This window comes from Streptomyces sp. NRRL F-5126, assembly GCF_000721265.1.
GTDB lineage: Bacteria > Actinomycetota > Actinomycetes > Streptomycetales > Streptomycetaceae > Streptomyces.
Genome location: NZ_JOFZ01000012.1, coordinates 496,327 through 516,235, shown reverse-complemented (window position 1 = coordinate 516,235; position 19,909 = coordinate 496,327). Strand labels below are relative to the sequence as shown.

Annotated in this window: 14 protein-coding genes, 1 other RNA gene and 3 pseudogenes; 7 read left to right on the top strand and 11 right to left on the bottom strand. The window is 73.0% G+C overall.

Features of this window, described 5'->3' with window-relative positions:
* Window positions 1–481: 481 nt before the first annotated feature.
* The 4 genes from IH48_RS0127115 to IH48_RS33650 all read right to left on the bottom strand — a co-directional run bounded on the left by IH48_RS0127115 (window position 482) and on the right by IH48_RS33650 (window position 5,395).
* Entirely contained in the window at window positions 482–1,864 is a 1,383-nt protein-coding gene (locus IH48_RS0127115) for a sensor histidine kinase (RefSeq protein ID WP_234434396.1), read from the bottom strand.
* Complete coding sequence (locus IH48_RS0127110; RefSeq protein ID WP_030910076.1) at window positions 1,861–2,595, bottom strand: ABC transporter permease; 735 nt, start codon at window positions 2,593–2,595, stop codon at window positions 1,861–1,863. The genes IH48_RS0127115 and IH48_RS0127110 overlap by 4 nt, the downstream gene beginning before the upstream one ends.
* Window positions 2,592–3,602 (bottom strand): ABC transporter ATP-binding protein, encoded by a 1,011-nt coding sequence (locus IH48_RS0127105; protein WP_078850102.1) that lies wholly within the window; start codon window positions 3,600–3,602, stop codon window positions 2,592–2,594. Before IH48_RS0127105 ends, IH48_RS0127110 begins: the two co-directional genes overlap by 4 nt.
* Before the next feature lie 473 nt (window positions 3,603–4,075).
* Window positions 4,076–5,395 (bottom strand): hypothetical protein, encoded by a 1,320-nt coding sequence (locus tag IH48_RS33650; RefSeq protein ID WP_234434395.1) that lies wholly within the window; start codon window positions 5,393–5,395, stop codon window positions 4,076–4,078.
* 892 nt (window positions 5,396–6,287) lie between these two features.
* Between IH48_RS33650 and IH48_RS0127095 the strand changes: the two genes are divergently transcribed.
* Window positions 6,288–7,322 carry an ABC transporter substrate-binding protein gene (locus tag IH48_RS0127095; RefSeq protein ID WP_030910067.1) on the top strand — a complete coding sequence of 345 codons (1,035 nt, stop codon included), beginning with the start codon at window positions 6,288–6,290 and terminating at the stop codon, window positions 7,320–7,322.
* Between the two features lie 65 nt (window positions 7,323–7,387).
* On the opposite strand, the pseudogene IH48_RS37170 reads toward IH48_RS0127095, so the two are convergent.
* The 4 genes and pseudogenes from IH48_RS37170 to IH48_RS0127080 form a co-directional block, all read right to left on the bottom strand.
* Window positions 7,388–7,654: pseudogene (locus IH48_RS37170) on the bottom strand (DUF3159 domain-containing protein); the annotation flags it as partial.
* Window positions 7,655–7,724: 70 nt separating this feature from the next.
* Window positions 7,725–8,069, bottom strand: a complete 345-nt coding sequence (locus IH48_RS0127090) for a hypothetical protein (RefSeq protein ID WP_030910064.1) — start codon at window positions 8,067–8,069, stop codon at window positions 7,725–7,727.
* Window positions 8,070–8,115: 46 nt separating this feature from the next.
* Window positions 8,116–8,832: a DJ-1/PfpI family protein gene (locus tag IH48_RS0127085; RefSeq protein ID WP_030910061.1), complete on the bottom strand. Its 717-nt coding sequence runs from the start codon at window positions 8,830–8,832 to the stop codon at window positions 8,116–8,118.
* 124 nt (window positions 8,833–8,956) lie between these two features.
* A complete protein-coding gene (locus tag IH48_RS0127080; protein WP_037843291.1) occupies window positions 8,957–9,910 on the bottom strand; it encodes a GlxA family transcriptional regulator in 954 nt (317 codons plus the stop codon).
* Window positions 9,911–10,297: 387 nt separating this feature from the next.
* Here IH48_RS0127080 and IH48_RS0127075 point away from each other — a divergent pair, with 387 nt between their 5' ends.
* The 3 genes and pseudogenes from IH48_RS0127075 to IH48_RS0127065 form a co-directional block, all read left to right on the top strand.
* Complete coding sequence (locus IH48_RS0127075; RefSeq protein WP_037843289.1) at window positions 10,298–11,191, top strand: Nif3-like dinuclear metal center hexameric protein; 894 nt, start codon at window positions 10,298–10,300, stop codon at window positions 11,189–11,191.
* Entirely contained in the window at window positions 11,188–11,931 is a 744-nt protein-coding gene (locus tag IH48_RS0127070; protein WP_199810022.1) for a zinc ribbon domain-containing protein, read from the top strand. Before IH48_RS0127075 ends, IH48_RS0127070 begins: the two co-directional genes overlap by 4 nt.
* A gap of 63 nt (window positions 11,932–11,994) precedes the next feature.
* Window positions 11,995–12,675: pseudogene (locus tag IH48_RS0127065) on the top strand (histidine phosphatase family protein); the annotation flags it as partial.
* Between the two features lie 43 nt (window positions 12,676–12,718).
* On the opposite strand, the gene eda reads toward IH48_RS0127065, so the two are convergent.
* Together eda and yaaA are read right to left on the bottom strand one after the other, a co-directional pair.
* The gene (gene eda / locus IH48_RS0127060; RefSeq protein ID WP_030910048.1) at window positions 12,719–13,348 is read right to left on the bottom strand and encodes a bifunctional 4-hydroxy-2-oxoglutarate aldolase/2-dehydro-3-deoxy-phosphogluconate aldolase; all 630 of its coding nucleotides are present in this window, start codon (window positions 13,346–13,348) and stop codon (window positions 12,719–12,721) included.
* Between the two features lie 82 nt (window positions 13,349–13,430).
* Window positions 13,431–14,237: a peroxide stress protein YaaA gene (gene yaaA / locus IH48_RS0127055; RefSeq protein WP_030910045.1), complete on the bottom strand. Its 807-nt coding sequence runs from the start codon at window positions 14,235–14,237 to the stop codon at window positions 13,431–13,433.
* 139 nt (window positions 14,238–14,376) lie between these two features.
* Here yaaA and rnpB point away from each other — a divergent pair.
* Together rnpB and IH48_RS0127050 are read left to right on the top strand one after the other, a co-directional pair.
* Window positions 14,377–14,777, top strand: an RNA gene (rnpB, locus tag IH48_RS34570) — RNase P RNA component class A.
* Window positions 14,778–14,841: 64 nt separating this feature from the next.
* Window positions 14,842–17,082, top strand: a complete 2,241-nt coding sequence (locus IH48_RS0127050; RefSeq protein WP_078850061.1) for a SpoIIE family protein phosphatase — start codon at window positions 14,842–14,844, stop codon at window positions 17,080–17,082.
* Between the two features lie 231 nt (window positions 17,083–17,313).
* Here the strand turns inward: IH48_RS0127050 and IH48_RS33645 are convergent.
* Window positions 17,314–19,046 (bottom strand): annotated as a pseudogene (locus IH48_RS33645) (AMP-binding protein).
* 114 nt (window positions 19,047–19,160) lie between these two features.
* On the opposite strand from IH48_RS33645, the gene IH48_RS0127040 reads away from it, so the two are divergent.
* Entirely contained in the window at window positions 19,161–19,841 is a 681-nt protein-coding gene (locus IH48_RS0127040) for a GntR family transcriptional regulator (RefSeq protein ID WP_030910040.1), read from the top strand.
* Window positions 19,842–19,909 lie beyond the last annotated feature (68 nt).

The following is a 19,909-nucleotide window of genomic DNA, read 5'->3' as shown; positions in this document are numbered from 1 at the left end:
GACGGGCAGGCTCGGCGCCGTCCAGACACCGCGCCGGCGTCTGTGCTGTCGCCTCTGCGACTGGTGGCGTCCGATACGCGGGGCCGGGATCCGATGTCGGCCCGCACGCGTCGCCGTGACGGGCAAGCCGGGCCGTGCCCGCCCGGTCCGGGGCTTCGCCCGGTGGGGCGGCTCCGGGTCCGGTGCCGCCCCGTCCCGACGCCGCTCGGCGTCTGTGTTGTCGCCTCCGCGCGTGGCCGTATGCCATACGCGGGGCCCGGATCCGATGTCGGCCCGCGGGTGCGGGGTGGCGTGTCGGTTCTCCCCGTGGTGCGGTGGCGCCCGGGAGTGTCGCCGTGACGGGCAAGCCCGGCCGCACACCGGTCCGGGCTTCGCCCGGTGGGTCGGCTTCGGGTTCTGCGGCGTCCGGCTGCGTGGCGCGCCCGAGCGGGGCGCGCAGGGGGCCGCGTCACCCGGCGCGATGCCGCCCGCACGCGGCCGTTCACGCTCGGCGCCGCGTGCGAACGCCGTCGCCCGACGGGAGCGTCGCCGTGACGCGGAAGCCCGGGGCACTCCCGTCCGTCTCCAGGGCGCCTCCCGCCGCCGCGATCCGTTCCCGCAGGCCCTTGAGGCCCGTTCCCGTCGACGAGGCCACCAGGTCGGCGTGGACACCCACGCCGTCGTCCGAGACGCTCGCCCGTACGCGCCGGTCCGTCGACTGCACCTCGATCTCGCAGCGGCCCGCGCCGCTGTGCCGCACCACGTTCGTCACCGCCTCGCGGACCACCCAGCCGAGCAGCGCCTCCGTCGCCGGATCCAGCGGCGGGCCCGACTGCCGCACGACCGTCTCCACGCCCGCCGCGTCCAGCGCGGAGCGCGCCCTGTCCAGGTCCGCCGCGAGGCTGCCCTCGCGGTACCCGGTCACCGCCTCCCGCACCTCCGTCAGCGCCTGCCTGCCGACGGACTCGATGTCCGCCACCTGCGTCAGCGCCGCGTCCAGCCGCACGGGGGCCAGCCTGCGCGCCGCCTCCGCCTTGACGACGATCACGGACAGCGTGTGGCCCAGCAGGTCGTGCAGGTCGCGCGAGAAGCGCAGCCGCTCCTGCTCCACCGCCGAACGCGCCAGCTCCTGGCGCGTCGCCCGCAGTTGCATGACCGTTTCCGACAGCGTGAGGATCGCCGCCGTCACCATCATCGAGATGGCCGACCCGTAGGCGATCGGCACCGCGGTCCAGCCCTCGTGGTACGCGGCGATCGCGGCTGTCGCGCAGCCGAGCAGGAGCGCGCCCCACCCCAGCCACCTGCCACGCAGCACCGTGCCGCAGGCCAGACCGAACAGCGGCAGGAACAGCAGCCACGAACCGCCGTAGAAGCCCGCGAGCGCGAACGTCATCAGGCCCATCACCAGGACCATCCAGCGGACCTGCGGGCTGTCGCGCTTCCCCGGCACGAACGACCTGAACACCACGGAGACGTAGAGGGAGTTGAAGACGAGCAGGCCGAGTACGCCGATCCACGGGTCCGGTGTCTTGCCCTGCACGATGTTGGAGAACGAGCCGAGGCCGAGCAGCAGCCAGGGCATCATCGTGAAGCCGTTCGGCGGTCCCGGCCTGCGCAGGTGCCGCCGGCCCTCGCCGCAGCCGGACGGGTCGTCCGCGCCGGGCGGAACCGCCGCAGCCGACTCCGGCTCCCGCTTCCCCTTCCGACCCTTCCGATCGGCGCCCGCGCGCGCACGCAGCCACGACGGCGTACGGAACGGCGGCACCGGGAAGTCCCGCAGCACCAGCGGCTCCCGCCGGCGCTTCCCGTTCGCCGCCGGCGCCTCGTCCTCGTGTGCGCCCTGCACGCCGTGCACGGCCTGCACGTCCTGTTCGTCGTCCGTCATGTCGCCGTCCTCGCAGCCCTGCGGTACGAGACCACAGCGTACGAACCGCTCAGCGCGAGCCATCCGAGCAACACCGCCACCGTCGCCGCCGTCGGCGCCCCGCCCGCCGTGGTCGACCAGCCGAGCGCGGCGAACCGGTTCGCCGGTGTGAACTCGGCGATCACGCGCAACCAGTGCGGGAACAGGCCGACGGGGAACCACAGCCCGCCGATCACGGCGAGACCCACCAGGCAGCCGATGTTCAGCACGCCCGTCGTCTGCGCCGACAGGCGGTAGCCGTTGCCGATGCCGAACAGTGTGAACGGCAGTGCTCCGAGCCACATCAGACCCACCAGCGCGGGCCACTGCCACGCATCCAGCCGCACACCGTTGACCAGTGCGCCCGCGGCGAGCACCAGCAGCAGGCTGGGCAGCACCGTCACCGATCCGGCCAGCGCCCTGCCGAGCACCACGTCACGCGGCCTTATCGGTGTGATTCGCAACTGGTGCAGCCAGCCGAGCTGCTTGTCCTCGGCGATGCCCGTCCCCGTGCCGACGGCGGCACCCAGCGCCCCGTAGGCGGCCATCCCGACCATCGAGGTGACCTTCCAGGCGTCGCCGTCCGGGTTCGCGCCCTGGCCGATGTTGGTGAACAGCAGGTACATCACCACGGGCATCCCCGCGCCGAAGACGATGAACCCGGGGTCGCGCAGGGCACGCCGTACTTCGAGGCGCACATACCGGCCGATCATGACGTCTCCTCCAGGTGCTTGCCCAGGTGTTCGCCCAGGTGCTCGTCGTGCCGCCGTGTCAGGGCGAGGAAGGCGTCCTCGAGCGTGGCGCGGGTGACCTCGATGTCCCGCACCCTGCCGAGCCCCGCGAGCGCCACCACCGTCGCGTCCGCGTCGTCCGTGCGCAGATACGCGCGTCCCGCCCGCACGTCCACGTCCCGCACGCCGGGCAGCAGCCGCAGCCCGGCGGCGTCCCCGCCCGCCAGGTCGAAGGCGACCAGGCGGCCGCCCGCGGCCTCGCGCAGCCGTTCGCCCGTGCCGTCCGCGACGATCTCGCCGCGGTCGAGCACGAGGATCCGGTCCGCGTAGGCGTCGGCCTCCTCCAGGTGGTGTGTGGAGAACAGCACGGTGTTGCCCCGGCCCGCGTACGTACGCATCGACGCCCAGAACGCGCGCCGCGCCTCCACGTCGAGCGCCGCCGTCGGCTCGTCGAGTACGACCAGCTCGGGGCCGCCGGCGAGTGCGACGGCGAACCGCACGCGCTGCACCTGGCCGCCGGAGAGCCGGTCGACGCGCCGGTCCTCAAGCCCGGTGAGCCCTGCCAACCCGATCGTCTCCGCAACCGGCAGCGGGTGCGGGAACGCGGCGGCCACGAACGACACCAGCTCCCGTACGGTCACGCGCCGTACCGCCCGGCCGTCCTGCAGCATGGCGCCCACCCGCCCGGCGGCGACCGCGCGCGACGGCGGGCCGCCGAAGAGGCGCACCGTCCCCGCGTCAGGTTCATCGAGCCCGAGCAGCAGGCCGACGGCCGTCGACTTGCCCGCGCCGTTGCGGCCGAGCAGCGCAACCGTCTCACCGCGCGCCACCGACAGGTCGACGCCGGCGACGGCCCGTACCCTGCCGAACGACTTGTGCACCTGCTCGAAGCACACGGCGGGGGAGCCGCTCGTCGCCGGATCCGTCGGATCCGCCGGATCCGGCGGTGCCGTGCGCGCGGTCAGCGCTGTCAGCGCTCCATTTCTCATGCACTCGACGCTACGGACGGCGCGGCGCCCGCGGCAGATGCGGATGTTGGCGAACGGGCAGTACAAATGTCCTGCCCGGACATGGCGGAGGGGCCGCCCCGGCAATGCTGCTGCCGGGGCGGCCCCTCCGTCCGCTGAGCTCAGGCGGCCTCGGGCCGCCGGGCCGATGTACTCACGGCCGGCGGTGTTTGCCGTTCGCCTCGGACGACGAGTCGTCCGAGGGTGCCGAGCCCCCGCGGTGCTTTCCGTGGTTCCCGGCTGCACCCTGATCGGCGCCCGTGGTCTCCGGACGCTTCTCGATGGTGTCGTTTCGGGCTTCGGACATGGTGGGAAGTCACCCCGTCGTGGTCGCTGATTGTGGTGGCTCAGGGGCCCCGCGATCCGGGCCCGTCCCGCAGCACCGAGGCGATCGCACCCGCGGCGCGGTCACCGGTGGTGTCCGGTCGGCACGGCCGCGTAACCCCGGTCGAATTCTAGCCAAGTACCCCCTGGCCGCCGACCGGCACCCGCCCCGCACCCGCACGTTGCTGGAGGGGCGCCTGTTGCAGGGGAACCGGCCTGCACACCACAGGAGCGTGTACGTCGGCGCGTGGTTCCGCGACCGGTGGTTCCGGTTGGGGCGATTGTGTGCGGGAGCTGCCGCTGACGCCGCCTGCGCCACCCCGCTCGGCCGTCGTCCGCGCCGCTCCGGTGGCCCGATCCCGCCCGGGACGGTGCGACGCGGCCGCGATGGTCGCATCGTCCGGCGCCCGCACCTCCGCCACCGCGCAGGGCGCGCCGGCCGTCGTGCACGGCAGCCTCAGGACGCCCTCACGGGTCCAAAGGCCCGCACCGGCCAGCCATCCGGGCGGTGCGGGCAGCAGGTGCAGCCGACGTCCCGCCGGCCGCCACACGCCCACGCACGTGCCGCCCGCCACCCCGTCCACACGGAAGGCCACGGCGCACGTCTCCGGTGTGAGCACCAGGCCGGGCTGCGCCGCGAACGGGGCCGGCTCGCGGCCGTCCGCCGGCCGCAGGCACTCGGGGAAGCGCACCGGTCGCGTACTGCCCAGCACGCCCCAGCCGATCCTGTCCTCTCCCGGCGCGTTCGAACGGATCAGCAGCAGGCCGCTGTCCGGATCGGCCAGCAGCAGCCGGTCGTCGCTGTCCTCGGCGATCTGGAGCAGCGGCGACATCTCGCCGCCGCGCTCCAGGTCCACGGCGACGGTCTTCACGACGCCGCCGGCCTCGCGGTCGAGCGCGAGCAGCCGGCCCGTCCGATCCAGCCAGGCGCCGCCCGTGCAGTGTCCCGGTACCCGGGTGACCAGCTCGGGCCCGAAGGCGCCGCCCGCGACAAGCCAGACGTCCGTCGTGCGCGCGCCGGGTACGAGCGCGTACGCGCGGCTTCCGCCCGGCGCGGGCGGGAGGAGCGTGAGCCGCTCGCACTCGACGGCGCCGAGCGGCACCTCGCCCGTACCCGGGCCCGTCGGGTAGAGCAGCGAGAAGACGTAGCTGTCGGCGACGCGGCGGGAGATGAGGACGCGGCCGTCGGACAGCGGCTGCACCTGGCTGTCCGGCTCCTCCGGCTGCCCGAGGGGGAGGGGGACGGCATACGGCTCAGGACCCGCGAGGGTCCAGCGCTCCGGAAACCAGACGGCGGCGCCGGCCCCGGGCCCGGCGGGTGCGACGGGGGCCAGGCGGGCGGCGTACGAGCCGTCCGCGGCGATCGCGATGCCGGCGGGCGCGGCCGCGCCGACGCTCCGGAGAGCGCTGCGGGTGTCCGCGGTCCCGGAGGGCCGAGCGGCTCCCGGCACCCCCGCGGCGCCCGCGGGGCCGGACGCCGGGGACGCGCCGAACGCACCCGGTACATCGGCCGGCCCAGCCGCCCCGCCGACGGCCACCGCTGCCCATGCGACGGACTCCGACCCGGCGCCGTTCGCCCCGGCGGGCCGCGCCGGGACGGCCTGAGCCCGCGGGAATCGCACCTCGACGGCCCGCGTTCCGGCGGGTTCCCACCCGGCGGGCTGCGAGCGGGCACGCACCCGGGCGGCCGGTTCGTCAGCGGGCTCCGCTTCGACGGCCTGCCCACGGGCGGCCTGTGCCCGAGTGGATCGCGCCTGGGCGGGATGCGATGCGGCAGCTTGTTCCCGAGCAGCCGGTGCGCGGAAAGGCTCTGTCCCGGGGGCCTTTGCCTCGTCGGGTTCCCGTCCGGCGGGACGGGGCCGGGCGATCGGTGCCTGGGCCGCCTGCGTCTCGGCGGCGGTCCGCACCCCGGCGGGCTGTGCCTCGACAGTCCGCGCCCCGACGGACTGTGTCTCGGGAGGCGTTGGGGCGGTGGCCTCCGTCCCGGCGGCCCGCGCAACCGAGGGCCGAGCCCCGGCGGGGCGCGGCTCGCCGGGCTCGCCGGCGTTTTCGGCCTGCTCGGCCGAACCCGGCTCCGCCGGCCCGGCCGGTTCCGGGCCGGCCGGCCCGGAACCGGCGCGCTCCTCCTCGACGGTGAGAGCCGTCATCGATGTCATCGGTCCGTCACCTCCGGCCAAGAAGCTAGTTTTCGTACTTCCTGCCGAACAACGCGAGTCGACCGTCTTCACACGTACGAGTGGCGGCGGCCGGATTTGCCGGGGGCTGTCCCGTCGACTGTGCTGCTCCATGAGAATGCGCTTAAGGTAAGGTTCGCCTTACCTAATAGAACCACCGGGAGTCACCATGTCCCTGCGCCGTCGCGCCTCGCTCACCGCGGTCGCCCTGGCCACCGCACTGTCCCTCGCCGCCTGCGGCTCGTCCGACGGGAAGGGGTCGGGCGGCAGTGGCAGCGGCAACGGCAAGAAGGCCGACGTCGCGACCGGCGGCAAGGACTTCGCCAAAGCGGGCGAGCGGACGGCCGCGTTCGGCACGAAGGCGAAGGCCGGGCAGTTCCCCCGCACGGTCACCATGGCGATGGGCAAGGTGACCATCCCCGCGAAGCCGAAGCGGGTCGTGGTGCTGGACGTCGGGGAGCTCGACAACGTGGTCTCGCTCGGCGTGAAACCGGTCGGCTGGGCGCCCACGCAGGCGGGCCAGGGCATCCCCGGGTACCTCAAGAAGGACGCGGGCGACCCGAAGCAGGTCGGCACGATCAGCAACCTCAACCTGGAGGCCATCGCCAACCTCCACCCGGACCTGATCCTCGGCAGCGAGCTGCGCGCCGCGGACAAGTACAAGGAGCTGTCGAAGATCGCCCCGACGGTCTTCTCCATACGGCCCGGCTACACCTGGAAGAGCAACTACCTGCTGAACGCCGCGGCCCTGGACAAGACGGCGGAGGCGAACGCCGAACTCGCCGCCTACGGCAAGAGGGCGGCCGCCCTGAAGAAGGAGCTCGGCCCGCACGAGCCGACCGTCTCGATGGTCCGCTACATGCCGGGGCGCCTGCGGCTGTACGGCGAGGACTCGTTCATCGGGACGATCCTCAAGGACGTCGGCCTGCCGCGGCCGAAGAACCAGCAGGAGGACGAGCTGGCGATCGAGATCAGCCCGGAGAAGATTGACGAGGCGAACGCCGACTGGGTCTTCACGGGCGTCTACGGGGACCCGGCGAAGACGGACGAGGCGGCGGCGACGTCCAACCCGCTGTGGAAGAACCTGCCGGCAGTGAAGGACGGCCACGCGAAGACGGTGAAGGACGAGACCTGGTACCTGGGCCTCGGCGTCACGGCCGCGAACTCGGTCCTCGACGACCTCAGCACGTACCTGACGCACTGACCACTGACGTGCTGACTCGCCGGCGTGGCGCCGCCGTCGCGGGCGCGGGTGACCGTCCTGCGGGCCGGCAGTACGGACAGCGCTGTGATGGCGGCCGACGACGGCCCCATGAGGACGTGGAGGAGCCCGGGCCAGGCCAGGTCACTCCAGCGGTACAGAGCCACCTGCGCGGCCAGGTTCACGAAACTCACCAGTCCGATCACCACCGTCGACACCGTGGAGAAGCGGTGCAGCGCCCGGTGCGAGCGCCACGTGGCAGGGCCGCCCACGACCTTGTTCGCGACCAGGCCGGACAGCGGGCGGTCGGCAACGGCCGCGCACGCGGTCGCCACGCGAGGACGAGCACGGCGGTCAGCGCCGCGGCCGCACCGGTGATCGCGGACAAGGCACGTGATGACATCGTCACGCCGGCTCGGCAGTGCCGGCAACGCCGGCCGCGTCGTGGGAGCGGCGCCGGCCGGTGACCTTGGAGGACGGGAGACGGCCGGCCTTGGAGCTGCCGGTCATCGTGTCCCCGTCCACGGTGACGGTGAAGACCAGGTCGAGGTGCATCGGGCGGGTGATGGACTGCTTCCAGGCCAGTGTGTGGCCGTCGAAGGAGATGTCCTTCAGCGGCAGGCTCTCGCCGGCGCCGTGGGCGGTGCCGGCCGGCACCCCGTCCAGCGTGTGCAGCTCGACGACGGGCCGCACACGCCCGATGGGCGTCACGATGGTCAGGTCCCAGACACCTTCGATTCCAGTGGACATGCGGCAGTGCTTCCTTGCTACGTGACGTACAGGACGGGGGAGGCGTTCAGAAGGCAGCGGGCTCAGGACCGCCCGGGCGCCAGGTCGTGCCGCGGCGCTCATGCGCGAACAACTCCTCCACGGCATGGGCGATCCGCGAACCCACCTCGCGTTCCAGGAGGTACAGGCCGAGATCGAGCCCGGAGGTGACCCCCGCGGCGGTGATCAGGTCGCCGTCGTCGACGACGCGTGCGCGCACCGCGTGGGCACCGGTCGCGTCGAGCAGGTCGAGGCCCAGGTGGTGGGTGGTGGCATGGCGCCCCTGAAGGAGACCGGCCATGGACAGGACGAGCGAGCCGCCGCAGACCGTCGCCACGGTGATGTCCGGGTCCTCCATGGCCGCCTTGAGGAGCGCCGGCAACCCGGTCCTCAGCGTTCGGCCCAGGCGTACCGGGATGGCGTCCTCCTGCGTGCCTCCGTCGTCCGGCTCCGTGCCGTCCGTGCCGTCCGTGCCGTCCGTGCCGTCCGCACCGTCGCCGGGAGCGCCGACGCGCCCCGAGGCGCCGGGTACCAGGACGACACCGGGACGGCCGGGGTCGAGGGCGCCGCCGGCGCGCAACGTCAGGCCGCCGGTGCCGCTGACGACCGCCCGCGGCCCCTCGGCGCTGACCAGTTCCACGCTGACGGCGCCCCCGGAGGCCGTGCCTCCGGCGTGGAGGACCTCGAACGGTGCGATGGCGTCGAGCGGGTCGAACCCGTCGAACAACACGATCTGGACGTGCATGTGCGTGTTCTTTCGTGAGAGCGGCGGCCGGTGATCACCGGCCTCGCCTCGATGCTAGGAACGGCCGCGCACAGGGGGGATGGGCTCGATGGACAGGTTGCAACGGGATCTCGCCACAAGACCGTCAGACACGTTCGCTGCTGCGGAAAGCGGCCCGGTAACTCTGCGGCGTGGTGCCGGCGACCTTTTTGAAGCGTTCGCGGAAGGCGGTCGGGGAGCCGAAGCCGGCCTGGTCCGCGACGCGGTCGATGGTGTGGTCGGTGTTCTCCAGGAGGTACTGTGCCCGCCGGACCCTGGCCCTCAGCAGCCACTGCAGCGGGGTGGTGCCGGTCTGTTCACGAAACCGGCGGCTGAAAGTGCGTCCGCTCATACCGCTGTGCCGGGCCAGACGGCCGAGTGTCAACTCCTCACCGAGGTGCTCCTCCATCCAGGCGAGCACCGGTTCGAGCACGGAGCCCTGGGGCACGGGTGGCCGCGGATGGACGATGAACTGCGCCTGGCCGCCCTCGCGTTCCAGCGGTGTGACCGCCAGGCGGGCCGCGTCTGCGGCCACCGCGGAGCCGAAGTCGCGGCGAATCATGTGCAGGCACAGGTCCAGCCCCGCCGACGCTCCGGCGGAGGTGAGCAGTTGCCCGTTGTCGACGTAGAGGACGTCGGGGCGCACTTCGACCTCGGGGAAGCGGCGGGCCAGGTCGGGGGCGGCCACCCAGTGCGTGGTCGCCGCCGATCCGTCGAGCAGTCCGGTCAGGGCGAGATCGAACGCGCCGACGCAGATGGAGGCGATCCGGGCGCCCCGCGCCGCCGCCGCGCGCAACGCCCGCAGCACTTCCTTACCCGGCGGAGGCGCGCCTTCCGCGCGGCCGGGGACGACGATCGTGTCCGCGTCCGCGAGTTCCTCCAGCCCCCAGGGGGCGGTGATCACGAACCCGGCCGCGGGGACCTGGGCGGCGGGTCCGCACACACGCACCCGGTAGGGGCAGCGTCCGTCGGGCAGGCGTACCCGGGCGAACACCTCCATCGGCGTCGAGAGGTCGAAGGGGATGACCTGTTCGAGCGCCATGACCGCGATGGTGTGCACCTGGCGACTCCTCGGCAAAGGGCTGGCGAGAACCGGATGGATTCTGGCATCCACTCGGGCTGCCGCCTGGTGCGGGTTCGCCGCGCGGCCTGGCTTCGGGGTTGCCGCCCGGCGCCGATCCTGCGGGCTGCCGCTGCTCCCGATCCCCGGGCCGCCCGGCCGGCCCGGGCCCGGGGGCCCGCCGACTGCGGCCTTTCACGCGAGGGGCGGCCGGTCGCTCGGCGGCATCCCGCTCCGGGCGCCGCCGGGGGCAGGCCGCCGGCCCCACGAGCACCGGCCGTGGCTCCCGGGCGCTCCCGCCGTCCCGGCGGTGCGCCCGCCGGCCGGCAGGGGCGGCCCGCGACCGCCCCGTACGCGTGGCGCTCCGTGGCAGGTAGCCTTTCGGGCGTGCCCCGTCTGTCCGAAGTCCTCGCCGAGCTCAACGCCCTCTGGCCGCCGTCGCGGGCCGAGGAGTGGGACGCCGTCGGCACCGTCTGCGGTGATCCCGGCCTGCCGGGGGACCCGGCACGGCCCGGCGCGTCCGTCGACCGGGTGCTGTTCGCCGTCGACCCGGTTCAGGAGATCGCCGAGGAGGCCGTCGCGCTGGGCGCGCAGCTCCTCGTCACGCACCATCCCCTCTACCTCCGCGGCATGCACGGCGTCGCCGCCGACACGTTCAAGGGCCGCGTCGTCCACACGCTGATCGAGAACGGCGTCGCCCTGCACGTCGCCCACACCAACGCCGACAGCGCCGACCCCGGTGTCTCCGACGCACTCGCGGGGGCGCTCGGCCTGCGCGTCCTGCGGCCCCTCGTGCCGGACCCCACCGATCCCGAGGGCCGCAGGGGTCTCGGCAGGGTCTGCGAGCTCGACGCCCCGACCACTCTCGGCCACTTCGCGGCGCGCGCCGCCCACCGCCTGCCCGCCACCGCGCAGGGCGTCCGCCTCGCGGGCGACCAGGACGCGGCCGTCCGCACGGTCGCGGTGAGCGGCGGCTCGGGCGACGGCCTCTTCGCGGCGGCCCGCGCCGCGGGCGTGGACGCGTTCCTCACCGCTGACCTGCGCCACCACCCGGCCTCAGAGGCCACCCAGCACTCCCCACTGGGACTCGTCGACGCCGCGCACTGGGCCACCGAGTGGCCGTGGTGCGAGCAGGCCGCCGCCCAGCTGGACGAGATCTCCGACCGCAACGGCTGGGACCTGCGGGTCCACGTCTCGAAAGCGGTCACCGACCCATGGTCGTCGCACTTCGCGTCCTCGACGCCCGCCTTGACCACCAACCCACCGGGAGCCCCCAACTGAACGCCGCGCCTGCCGACCAGCTCCGACTCCTCGACGTCCAGGCACTCGACGTGCGGCTGTCGCAGCTCGCCCACCGCCGCTCGGCCCTGCCCGAGCACGCCGAGCTCGACTCGCTCGCCAAGGACCTGGCCCAGCTGCGCGACCTGCTCGTCGCCGCGCAGACGGAGGAGAGCGACACCGCACGCGAGCAGACCAAGGCGGAGCAGGACGTCGACCAGGTGCGCCAGCGCGCCGTGCGCGACCAGCAGCGCCTCGACTCCGGCGCAGTGACGTCCCCGAAGGACCTGGAGAACCTCCAGCGCGAGATCGCCTCGCTCGCCAAGCGCCAGGGCGACCTGGAGGACGTGGTGCTCGACGTGATGGAGCGCCGCGAGTCCGCGCAGGAGCGCGTCACCGAGCTCACCGGGCGCGTGTCCGCCGTCGAGACCAGGACCGGGGAGAGCCGCGCGAAGCGCGACACCGCGCAGGAGTCCATCGACGCGGAGAGCGCCGACGTGACGAAGGAGCGCGCGGCCGTCGCGGCCTCCGTCCCCGCGGACCTGCTCAAGCTGTACGAGAAGCTGCGGGAGCAGCAGGACGGCGTCGGCGCGGCCCGGCTCTTCCAGCGCAGGTGCGAGGGGTGCCAACTGGAGCTGAACATCACCGAGCTGAACGACGTACGGGCCGCCGCGCCCGACGCCGTGGTCCGGTGCGAGAACTGCCGCCGCATTCTCGTGCGCACGGCGGAGTCGGGGCTGTAGGCGACGGTGGCCGCACACGACGACACCCTGGCCGGCGGCGGTCAGCCCGCAGAAGCACGAGCACAAGCACAGGCGCCCGCACCCGCGCCCGCCGTCGGCTGGGGTGCAGGCGCCGACATGGGCGCGCCCACGACGTTCCTGCTGCTGCGGCACGGCGAGACGGCGCTGACGCCCGAGAAGCGGTTCTCGGGCAGCGGCGGCTCGGACCCCGAACTGTCCGCCACAGGACGCCGCCAGGCGCAGGCCGCGGCCGCCGCGTTCGCCGCGCGCGGCAGCGCCTCGGACATCGTCTGCTCCCCGCTGCGCCGCTGCCGCCAGACCGCGGACGCGGTCGCCGAACGCCTCGGGCTCGCCGTCACCGTCGACGAGGGCCTGCGCGAGACGGACTTCGGCGCGTGGGAGGGCCTGACCTTCGCCGAGGTGCGCGAGCGGTACGCCGACGACCTCACCGCCTGGCTCGCGTCGCCCGAGGCGGCGCCCACCGGGAGCGGCGAGAGCTTCGTCGCGGTCGGCGAACGCGTCGAGGCGGCCCGCCTGCGGCTCGTGGCAGGCCACGCGGGGCGCACGGTCCTGGCCGTCACACACGTCACGCCGATCAAGACGCTCGTCCGCCTCGCACTCGGGGCCCCTGCGCAGGCCATGTTCCGCATGGAACTCTCGCCCGCGTCGGCTTCGGTCGTGGCGTACTACGCGGACGGCAACGCGTCCGTGAGGCTCTTCAACGACACGTCCTACCTGGACTGACCGGGCCGGCGACCGCACCGGCCGCCGGGTCGGGTCGGGGACTTCACGCCCTGCGGCTGTCCTGGAGCGTCGACGCCTCGCGGGCGAGCGCCTCGACGCGGTCCCAGTCGCCGGCCTCGACGGCGTCCTGCGGCACCATCCACGTGCCGCCGACGCAGCTGACGTTGGGCAGCGCCAGGTACCGGGGCGCGGACTCGGCGGTGATGCCGCCGGTCGGGCAGAACCGGGCGCGGGGGAGCGGGCTGCCCAGGGACTTCAGGTAGGGGATGCCGCCCGCGGCCTCCGCGGGGAAGAACTTCATCTCGGTGACCCCGCGCTCCAGCAGCGCCACCACCTCGCTCGTGGTGGACACGCCGGGCAGGAACGGTACGCCCGACGCCTCCATGGCCGTGAGCAGGCGGTCCGTCCAGCCGGGGCTGACCAGGAAGCGGGCGCCCGCCGCGACCGACTCGGTCACGGCTTCCGGCGTGAGGACCGTTCCCGCGCCGACGACCGCCTCGGGAACCTCGGCGGCGATCGCCTCGATGGCGCCGAGCGCGGACGGCGTGCGGAGCGTCACCTCGATCGCGGGGAGCCCGCCCGCTACCAGGGCACGCGCCAGCGGCACTGCGCCCTGCGCGTCCTTGAGGACGACGACGGGGATGACGGGGGCGAGATCCAGCACGGAGGTCATGCCCTCATCCTGCCGCGCCATGGGCACGTAACGCAACGCCCGTTGCGCAGTACGCAACGAAGCAGGTGGGGGCCGGATTCGTTCAGTGAACCTCGGTCACCACCACGTCGATGCGCCAGGTCCTGCCCGCGCGCGCGGGCTCCTCGGCCTCGACCGTATGGCCGAGGTCCCGCAGCGCTCCGACGAGTCCGGCCGGCGTCTTCGGCGCGGCGCCCGACGTCAGCAGGTCGCGGACGATCCGGCCCTTCGTCGCCTTGTTGAAGTGGCTGACGACGGACCGCTTCTCCTCGCCCGTCCGCTCGTCCACGCGCGCGTGGAGCACCCGCACCGTGGCCGTACGCCCCGCGAGCTCGCCCTTGGGCTGCCAAGCCGCCGCGTACGCGGACGAGCGCAGGTCGAGCACGAGCCCGCGGCCCGCGGCCTCCGGCATGACCGCCGCCATCGGCCCGCGCCAGTGCGCACCCAGTGCGCCAAGACCGGGCAGTTTCACGCCCATCGAGCAGCGGTACGACGGGATGCGGTCACTCACGCGTACAGCGCCCCACAGGCCGGAGAAGATCAGCAGCGACGAAGCGGCGCGGCGCTTCGCGGCGGCGTCGAGCGTGCCGAGGCCGAGCGCGTCGTACAGCACTCCCGTGTAGATCTCGCCCGCGGGACGCGTGCCCGCGGTGCGCAGCGCGGCGTTCTTCGCCACCTCGCCGCGCAGGCCCTCGCTCAGGCCCAGCACCTCGCGCGCCTTGTCCTCGTCGGCCGAGCACAGCTCCACGAGCTCGTCAAGGACGGCGGCGCGTGCGGGGGCGAGGCCCGGCAGCGACAGGGCCTCGCCCTTCAGCGGCGCACCGCGTCCGGGCGCGGCCTTTCCTTCGGACGGCGGCAGCAGCACGAGCACGGCGGTGACTCCTCGGGGCGTGACTGGGCGGGACTCCCGCCCGCAGCCAGTCAGCGTAGGCGACACCCGCACAAGGCGGCGAAGGCCTGCGCCGGTGCCGGGGACCCGCCGCGACCGGTAGCATGTCGGACACGGCAGACGAGTCGGCCGGACGGCCGCGTCGGGATCACCGGTCCCGCCGAGGAACGTCCGGGCTCCACAGGGCAGGGTGGTGGCTAACGGCCACCCGGGGTGACCCGCGGGACAGTGCCACAGAAAACAAACCGCCCGGCACTTCGGTGCCGGGTAAGGGTGAAACGGTGGTGTAAGAGACCACCAGCGCCCGAGGCGACTCGGGCGGCTGGGTAAACCCCACCCGGAGCAAGGTCAAGAGGGGCCGCCGCGAGGCGGCTCTGCGCGGACGTTCGAGGGCTGCCCGCCCGAGTCCGCGGGTGGACCGCACGAGGCCGGTGGCAACGCCGGCCCTAGATGGATGGCCGTCTCGCCGGCCGCCGCGAGGCGACCGGACGACAGAACCCGGCGTACAGGCCGACTCGTCTGCCCCCTACCTGCGCCTTCGTCGCGGGAGAGTACGCCGTCCAACGGTCCCGCCTATGATGGACGCATGGATGGGGAAACCGTGGAACCCACCGCTCCCCTGACTGCCGAGTCCATCGGCATGTACGGCTGCGCGACGGTGGGTGACGCTCTCCGGCACGCTCGCGAGATGCTCCAAGCGCAGACCGCGACCATCTACCTGCTGGCAGCGGACGGACGGTCCTTGGCGGCAGCGATGGCCGTGGACACGCCCCTGGCGTTCACGCTCACCCCGGGGATGCCCTCGGACGACATGCGCTACTCGACGGCCGAGGCCCACCGGACAGGGCAGATCGTCGTGAGCGACTTCACGGAGCTGCGTGCCCTGGTCCGCGACGAGCCGGCGCTTGTGCAGTCGGTGCCGGCCCCGATGACGGCTGCCTCCGTGCCGCTGCGCACCCCCCGTCGGCGATTCGGGGCGCTGACCCTGCGCTGGCTGCCGCCCAGGAGCATTTCCCCGGCGTCGCTCAGCCGCCTGCGGGAGGTGGCGGACGAGATCGCCGAGCGCATCGAGCGCGCCGCCGACGCCGGCAAGGCCCCGGTCGCGCCGGCGGTCCCCGCGTTCGTCCCGATCTCCTCGGGCACACCGGTCCCGCCCGGAGCACCGCAGGACGGCCCGGTGGGTGAGGGGGCGCCGTGCGACTGGCACAGGAGCACCACATTCCTCTATCAGCTCCATCGAATCGCGATGGAGCTCACCGGCGCGGTGAGTCTCCGTGACGTGATCGGCATCGTACGGCGCCACGTCGCCTTGCCGTTCGGAGCACGGTCCGTCGCGTTGTGCCTGGCCGAGAACGCTCGACTGCGTGTCACCGCTTCGGCGGGTTTCGGCGAAGGGGACCGCCGGGACATCGATGGGCTGCTGCTCACGCGAAGTGCCCCCGAGAATGACGCGGCTGTGGGCGTCCAGCCACTGCTGTTCGCGTCGGGCCGTGAGCTGCACGCGGCCTATCCCGATCTGGGCCGCTACCGGGACGCGGGCGCGACCTGGTTCCTCCCCCTGGTCGTGGACGGGCGATCGATCGGGTGCTGCGTCGCGGTGAGCGATCGCCCGGGTCGGCTGGGCAACGAGGAACTCGCGGTCATCATGATCATGATGGGCCATGTCGCCCAGTCGCTGGAGAGGACGCGCTCCCACGAGGCCGAACACCGTCTGGCGCAGAGCATGCAGCGCAGTCTCCTGCCCGGCAGGCTGCCCCACTTGGAGTCCATCGTCGCCACCGGACGCTATCTGCCGGCTGCGGAGAGCGCCCAAGTGGGTGGTGACTGGTACGACCTGATCAACTTGCCGAACGGTCGGGTCGGGCTGGTGATCGGCGACGTCGAGGGGCACAACATCGAGGCCGCGGCCGTCATGGGCCAACTGCGCAGCGCCGTGCGTGCTTACGCGCGGGAAGGCCATGACCCGGCGATCACCCTGGACCGTGCCAACGAACTCCTCGCCGGTCTTGACAGCGACCTGTTCGCGACCTGTTGCTGCATGTGGCTCGACCCGGAAACCGGAACGTCGCGCATCGCCAGCGCCGGCCACCCGATCCCCGTGCTCGTGAATCCGGACGGCCGTGTCGTCGTGCCCGAAGTCCGCGTGGGCCCGCCCCTCGGCGTCGACGCAGCGGCCGTGTACGGTCAACACCGCGAGACGCTGGAGCCCGGGGCGGTCATCGCCCTGCACACCGACGGGCTGGTAGCCGGCCGGCGCCGGCCGAACAGCGAGGCCGGCCCGGCGCGGCTGGTACGCCTCCTCGCCGAAGAGCGGGACAAGGACCTTGAGGACCTTGCCGACGACATCATGTCGGCGAACTGCGACGGCCATCGCGCCGACGATGTCGCGCTGCTGCTCGTACGCTACGAAGGCCTGCGCGACGCGCAGCGCGCACGGATCGCCAGGGTCGCCATCCAGCGCCACGACCTGCAAGAGGTGCGCGAGCTTCGGCACTTCCTCCAGGAGGACCTGGAGGACTGGCAACTCGGTTCGCAGGCCGACGAGTTGCAACTGCTGTTGTCGGAAGTCGTGACCAACGCGCTGATACACGCCGAAAGCGACGTCGACGTGAGGATGCGGCGCTACCCCGACCGGATCCGGGTCGACGTGCGGGACAGCGATCCGCGCCCGCCCGTCGTCGTGGCCGTCGTGGGGGCCGAGGAGGCGACCGACGACCTCGCCGAATCCGGAAGGGGCATGCTCATCGTCGACGCCATGGCATCCGCGTGGGGGACATCACCGTCGGGTCGCGGCAAGACGACCTGGTTCGAACTCGCCACCACGTGAAACGCGCATCACGCCAACACCAACGCCGCCGTCGGCCCCGGCGCAAGCCGGGGACGGTGTGCGGTGCTCGGCGCGCCGAGCACCGCACACCTGGCCGGGTCCGTGCCATGACCGGGCGAGTGGACCGGACATACCCTCATGTGTCCCTGGCAGACGTGCGGTTCTGCGCTGCCGCTCGCCGACAGGACCCGGGTTCGGTGCCCACGCCGGCCGCGTGGGCCGGTGGGCGGTTCAGGGGGTGCGGGGCGGTGCGAAGCGGGCGAGGTACTCCAGGGCGTGGATGTCGTCGATCGCCTCACGGTCGACGACCTGGTCCGGGCGGGAGCCTTCCAGCAGGCGCTTGACGGGGACCTCCGGCCTCTTGCCCGTACGGGTATGGGGCAGGGCAGGGACCTCGATGATCGCGTCGGGGACGTGACGGGGTGACGCCTCGGTCCTGATCGCGGAGATGACGGCTTGGCGCACTTCGCCGGTGAGGCTCAGTCCCGGCTCCATGACGACGAACAGGGGCGTCCAGTCGCCGTCGGGGTGTGCCGCCGTGACGACGAGACTCTCGCGAATGCCCGGGATGAGGTCGACCACCGCGTAGACGTCGGCACTGCTCAGGTGGACGCCGTAGCGGCTGAGCGCGGAGTCCGACCGGCCGGGGACGATGACGCTGCCCCGGCGGGTGCGGATCATCCGATCGCCGTGGCGCCACACTTCCCGGTAGACGCCGAAGTAGGCCGCCCGGTAGGAGGAGCCGTCGGGGTCGTTCCAGAAGTACAGCGGCATCGACGGCATGGGGCGGGTGACGACGAGTTCCCCCACCGCATCGGTGACGGCGTCGCCGTGGGGGTCGTAGGCCTGCAGAGCGACGCCGAGCAGCGGGGCGGAGATCTCGCCGGGCCAGACGGGGGTGGTCGGGGCGCTGCCGGCGAAGGCGCGGTGGGGCTGCCGTCGTAGAGGACGATGGTCGCGCCCACGAGCAGGCCCGAGACGACCATGTTCCACATCATCCAGTTCGTCGTGGTGTGCCAGAGGAAACGGTCACCCGGGCGCAGGTCGAGGTGGAGGCCCAGGAGCTTGCTGTGGTCGAGGAGCACGCCGCCGTGGCCGTGGACGATGCCTTTGGGGGTGCCGGTCGTGCCGGAGGAGAACAGCACCCACAGCGGGGCGTCGAAGGGCAGCTTCTCGAACGACGGCTCCGCGGGACGGGCCGTCGCCTGCCGCCAGGTGGTGGCACGGCTGTGCCCGGGCAGTGGCAGGCCCAGTACGGGGACGTGGACGACGGCGCGGACGGTGGGCAGGGCGTCGCGCAGCTTCCTGACTTCCGCCCGCCGGTCGTGGTCTCGGCCCTGCCTGCGGTAGCCGTCGGCGGTGACGAGCACGACGGGTTCGAGCCGGCCGAAGCGGGCCGCCGCGCCCGAGGCGCTGTAGTCCTGGTCGCAGACGGACCAGATGGCGCCGATGGCGGCAGAGGCGAGGAAGGCGACGACGGCGTGGACGGTGTTGGGCAGGTATCCCACCACCCGGTCTCCCGCGGTGACTCCCTGTTCGCGCAGCCAGCCGGACAAGGCGCCGACCTGGTCGCGCAGTTCCCGCCACGTGGTGGTGGCGGTGGTGCCGTCCTCGCTGACCGAGATCAGTGCGGCCCCGGCGGGGTCACCGGTACGCAGGGCGTGTTCGGCGTAGTTGAGGCGGGCGCCGGGAAACCAGCGGGTCGCCGGCATGGGGGCGTCGTCCAGCGCCTGCAGCCACACGCCGGTGGTCCGGATGTCGAAGAACTCGGCGACAGCGACCCAGAAGCCGGCGAGGTCCTCGGTCGACCACTTCCACAGTGACTCGTAGTCGGGATGGGTGATGCCGGTCTTGCGGCCCACGAGGTCGGCGAACTCGCTGATGCGCGGCCTTCCGGCCGGGTGCGTGGCGGGCTGCCAGATCGGTTCCACCGGGGCCGCGTCCGCCTGCTGGGGCGTACTCATGGTGCGTCTCCCACCTCTTGCGCTTGCGCTACAGTCTCCGCTCCATCTATCGTTAACGCAATAGATTAACGATAAGTTATCCATCTGTCGTTTTTCCTGCTAGGGTGCCTGGCCATGACCGGTGAGAAGCTGACGCGAGCGGGTGCCGTCTACGTTCGGATTCGCGAGGAGATCTTCCGGGGCGACCTGCGGCCCGGGCAGCGACTGCGGCTGGTGGAGCTGGCCCAGCGGTTCTCGGTGAGTCAGTCGGTCGTCCGTGAGGCCCTTACGCGCCTGTCGGAACAGCGGCTGGTCCGCGCGGCACCGCAGCAGGGATTCAGCGTGGTCACCGTGTCCCTCGGGGACCTCGACCAACTCACCGAGGCGCGCATCGAGATCGAGACGATCGTGCTGCGCCGTTCCATGGCGCGCGGCAACCTCGACTGGCAGGCGTCCGTGGTCGCCGCCCACCACCGCCTGGCCGGCACGCCGCTCGTGCTGCCGGACGGCACGTTGAACGGCGAGTGGTTCGCCGTCCACGAGCGCTTCCACCAGTCCTTGCTCGACGGTTGCGGCAACTCGCATCTGCTGGCCGCCGCGCTCACCCTGCGCGACGCTGCCGCGCTGTACCGCCGGTGGTCCCGGGTGGTGGGGCACGACTTCGACCGTGACATCCCCGGCGAGCACCAGCATCTGGCGGACGCCGTTCTGCGTGGCGACGTCGACGCCGCGACCACGCTGCTGGCCCAGCACACCGATCGCACGGCTCAGGCGCTGCGCACGGTGATCGCGGACGGCGACGAGGGCGCGGTGTAACGCAGTCGGACGACCAGTGGCGCAGTGATCGTTGCTTTTTTAATGCATCGATCGATGCGTTTGTGCTA

Coding starts and splice junctions, on each gene's coding strand:
- IH48_RS0127115 (WP_234434396.1), bottom strand. CDS start 1,864: ATGACGGACGACGAACAGGACGTGCAGGCCGTGCACGGCGTGCAGGGC.
- eda (WP_030910048.1), bottom strand. CDS start 13,348: ATGACCTCCGTGCTGGATCTCGCCCCCGTCATCCCCGTCGTCGTCCTC.
- IH48_RS0127050 (WP_078850061.1), top strand. CDS start 14,842: ATGGATGGGGAAACCGTGGAACCCACCGCTCCCCTGACTGCCGAGTCC.
- IH48_RS0127110 (WP_030910076.1), bottom strand. CDS start 2,595: ATGATCGGCCGGTATGTGCGCCTCGAAGTACGGCGTGCCCTGCGCGAC.
- IH48_RS0127090 (WP_030910064.1), bottom strand. CDS start 8,069: ATGTCCACTGGAATCGAAGGTGTCTGGGACCTGACCATCGTGACGCCC.
- IH48_RS0127105 (WP_078850102.1), bottom strand. CDS start 3,602: ATGAGAAATGGAGCGCTGACAGCGCTGACCGCGCGCACGGCACCGCCG.
- IH48_RS0127040 (WP_030910040.1), top strand. CDS start 19,161: ATGACCGGTGAGAAGCTGACGCGAGCGGGTGCCGTCTACGTTCGGATT.
- IH48_RS0127095 (WP_030910067.1), top strand. CDS start 6,288: ATGTCCCTGCGCCGTCGCGCCTCGCTCACCGCGGTCGCCCTGGCCACC.
- IH48_RS0127085 (WP_030910061.1), bottom strand. CDS start 8,832: ATGCACGTCCAGATCGTGTTGTTCGACGGGTTCGACCCGCTCGACGCC.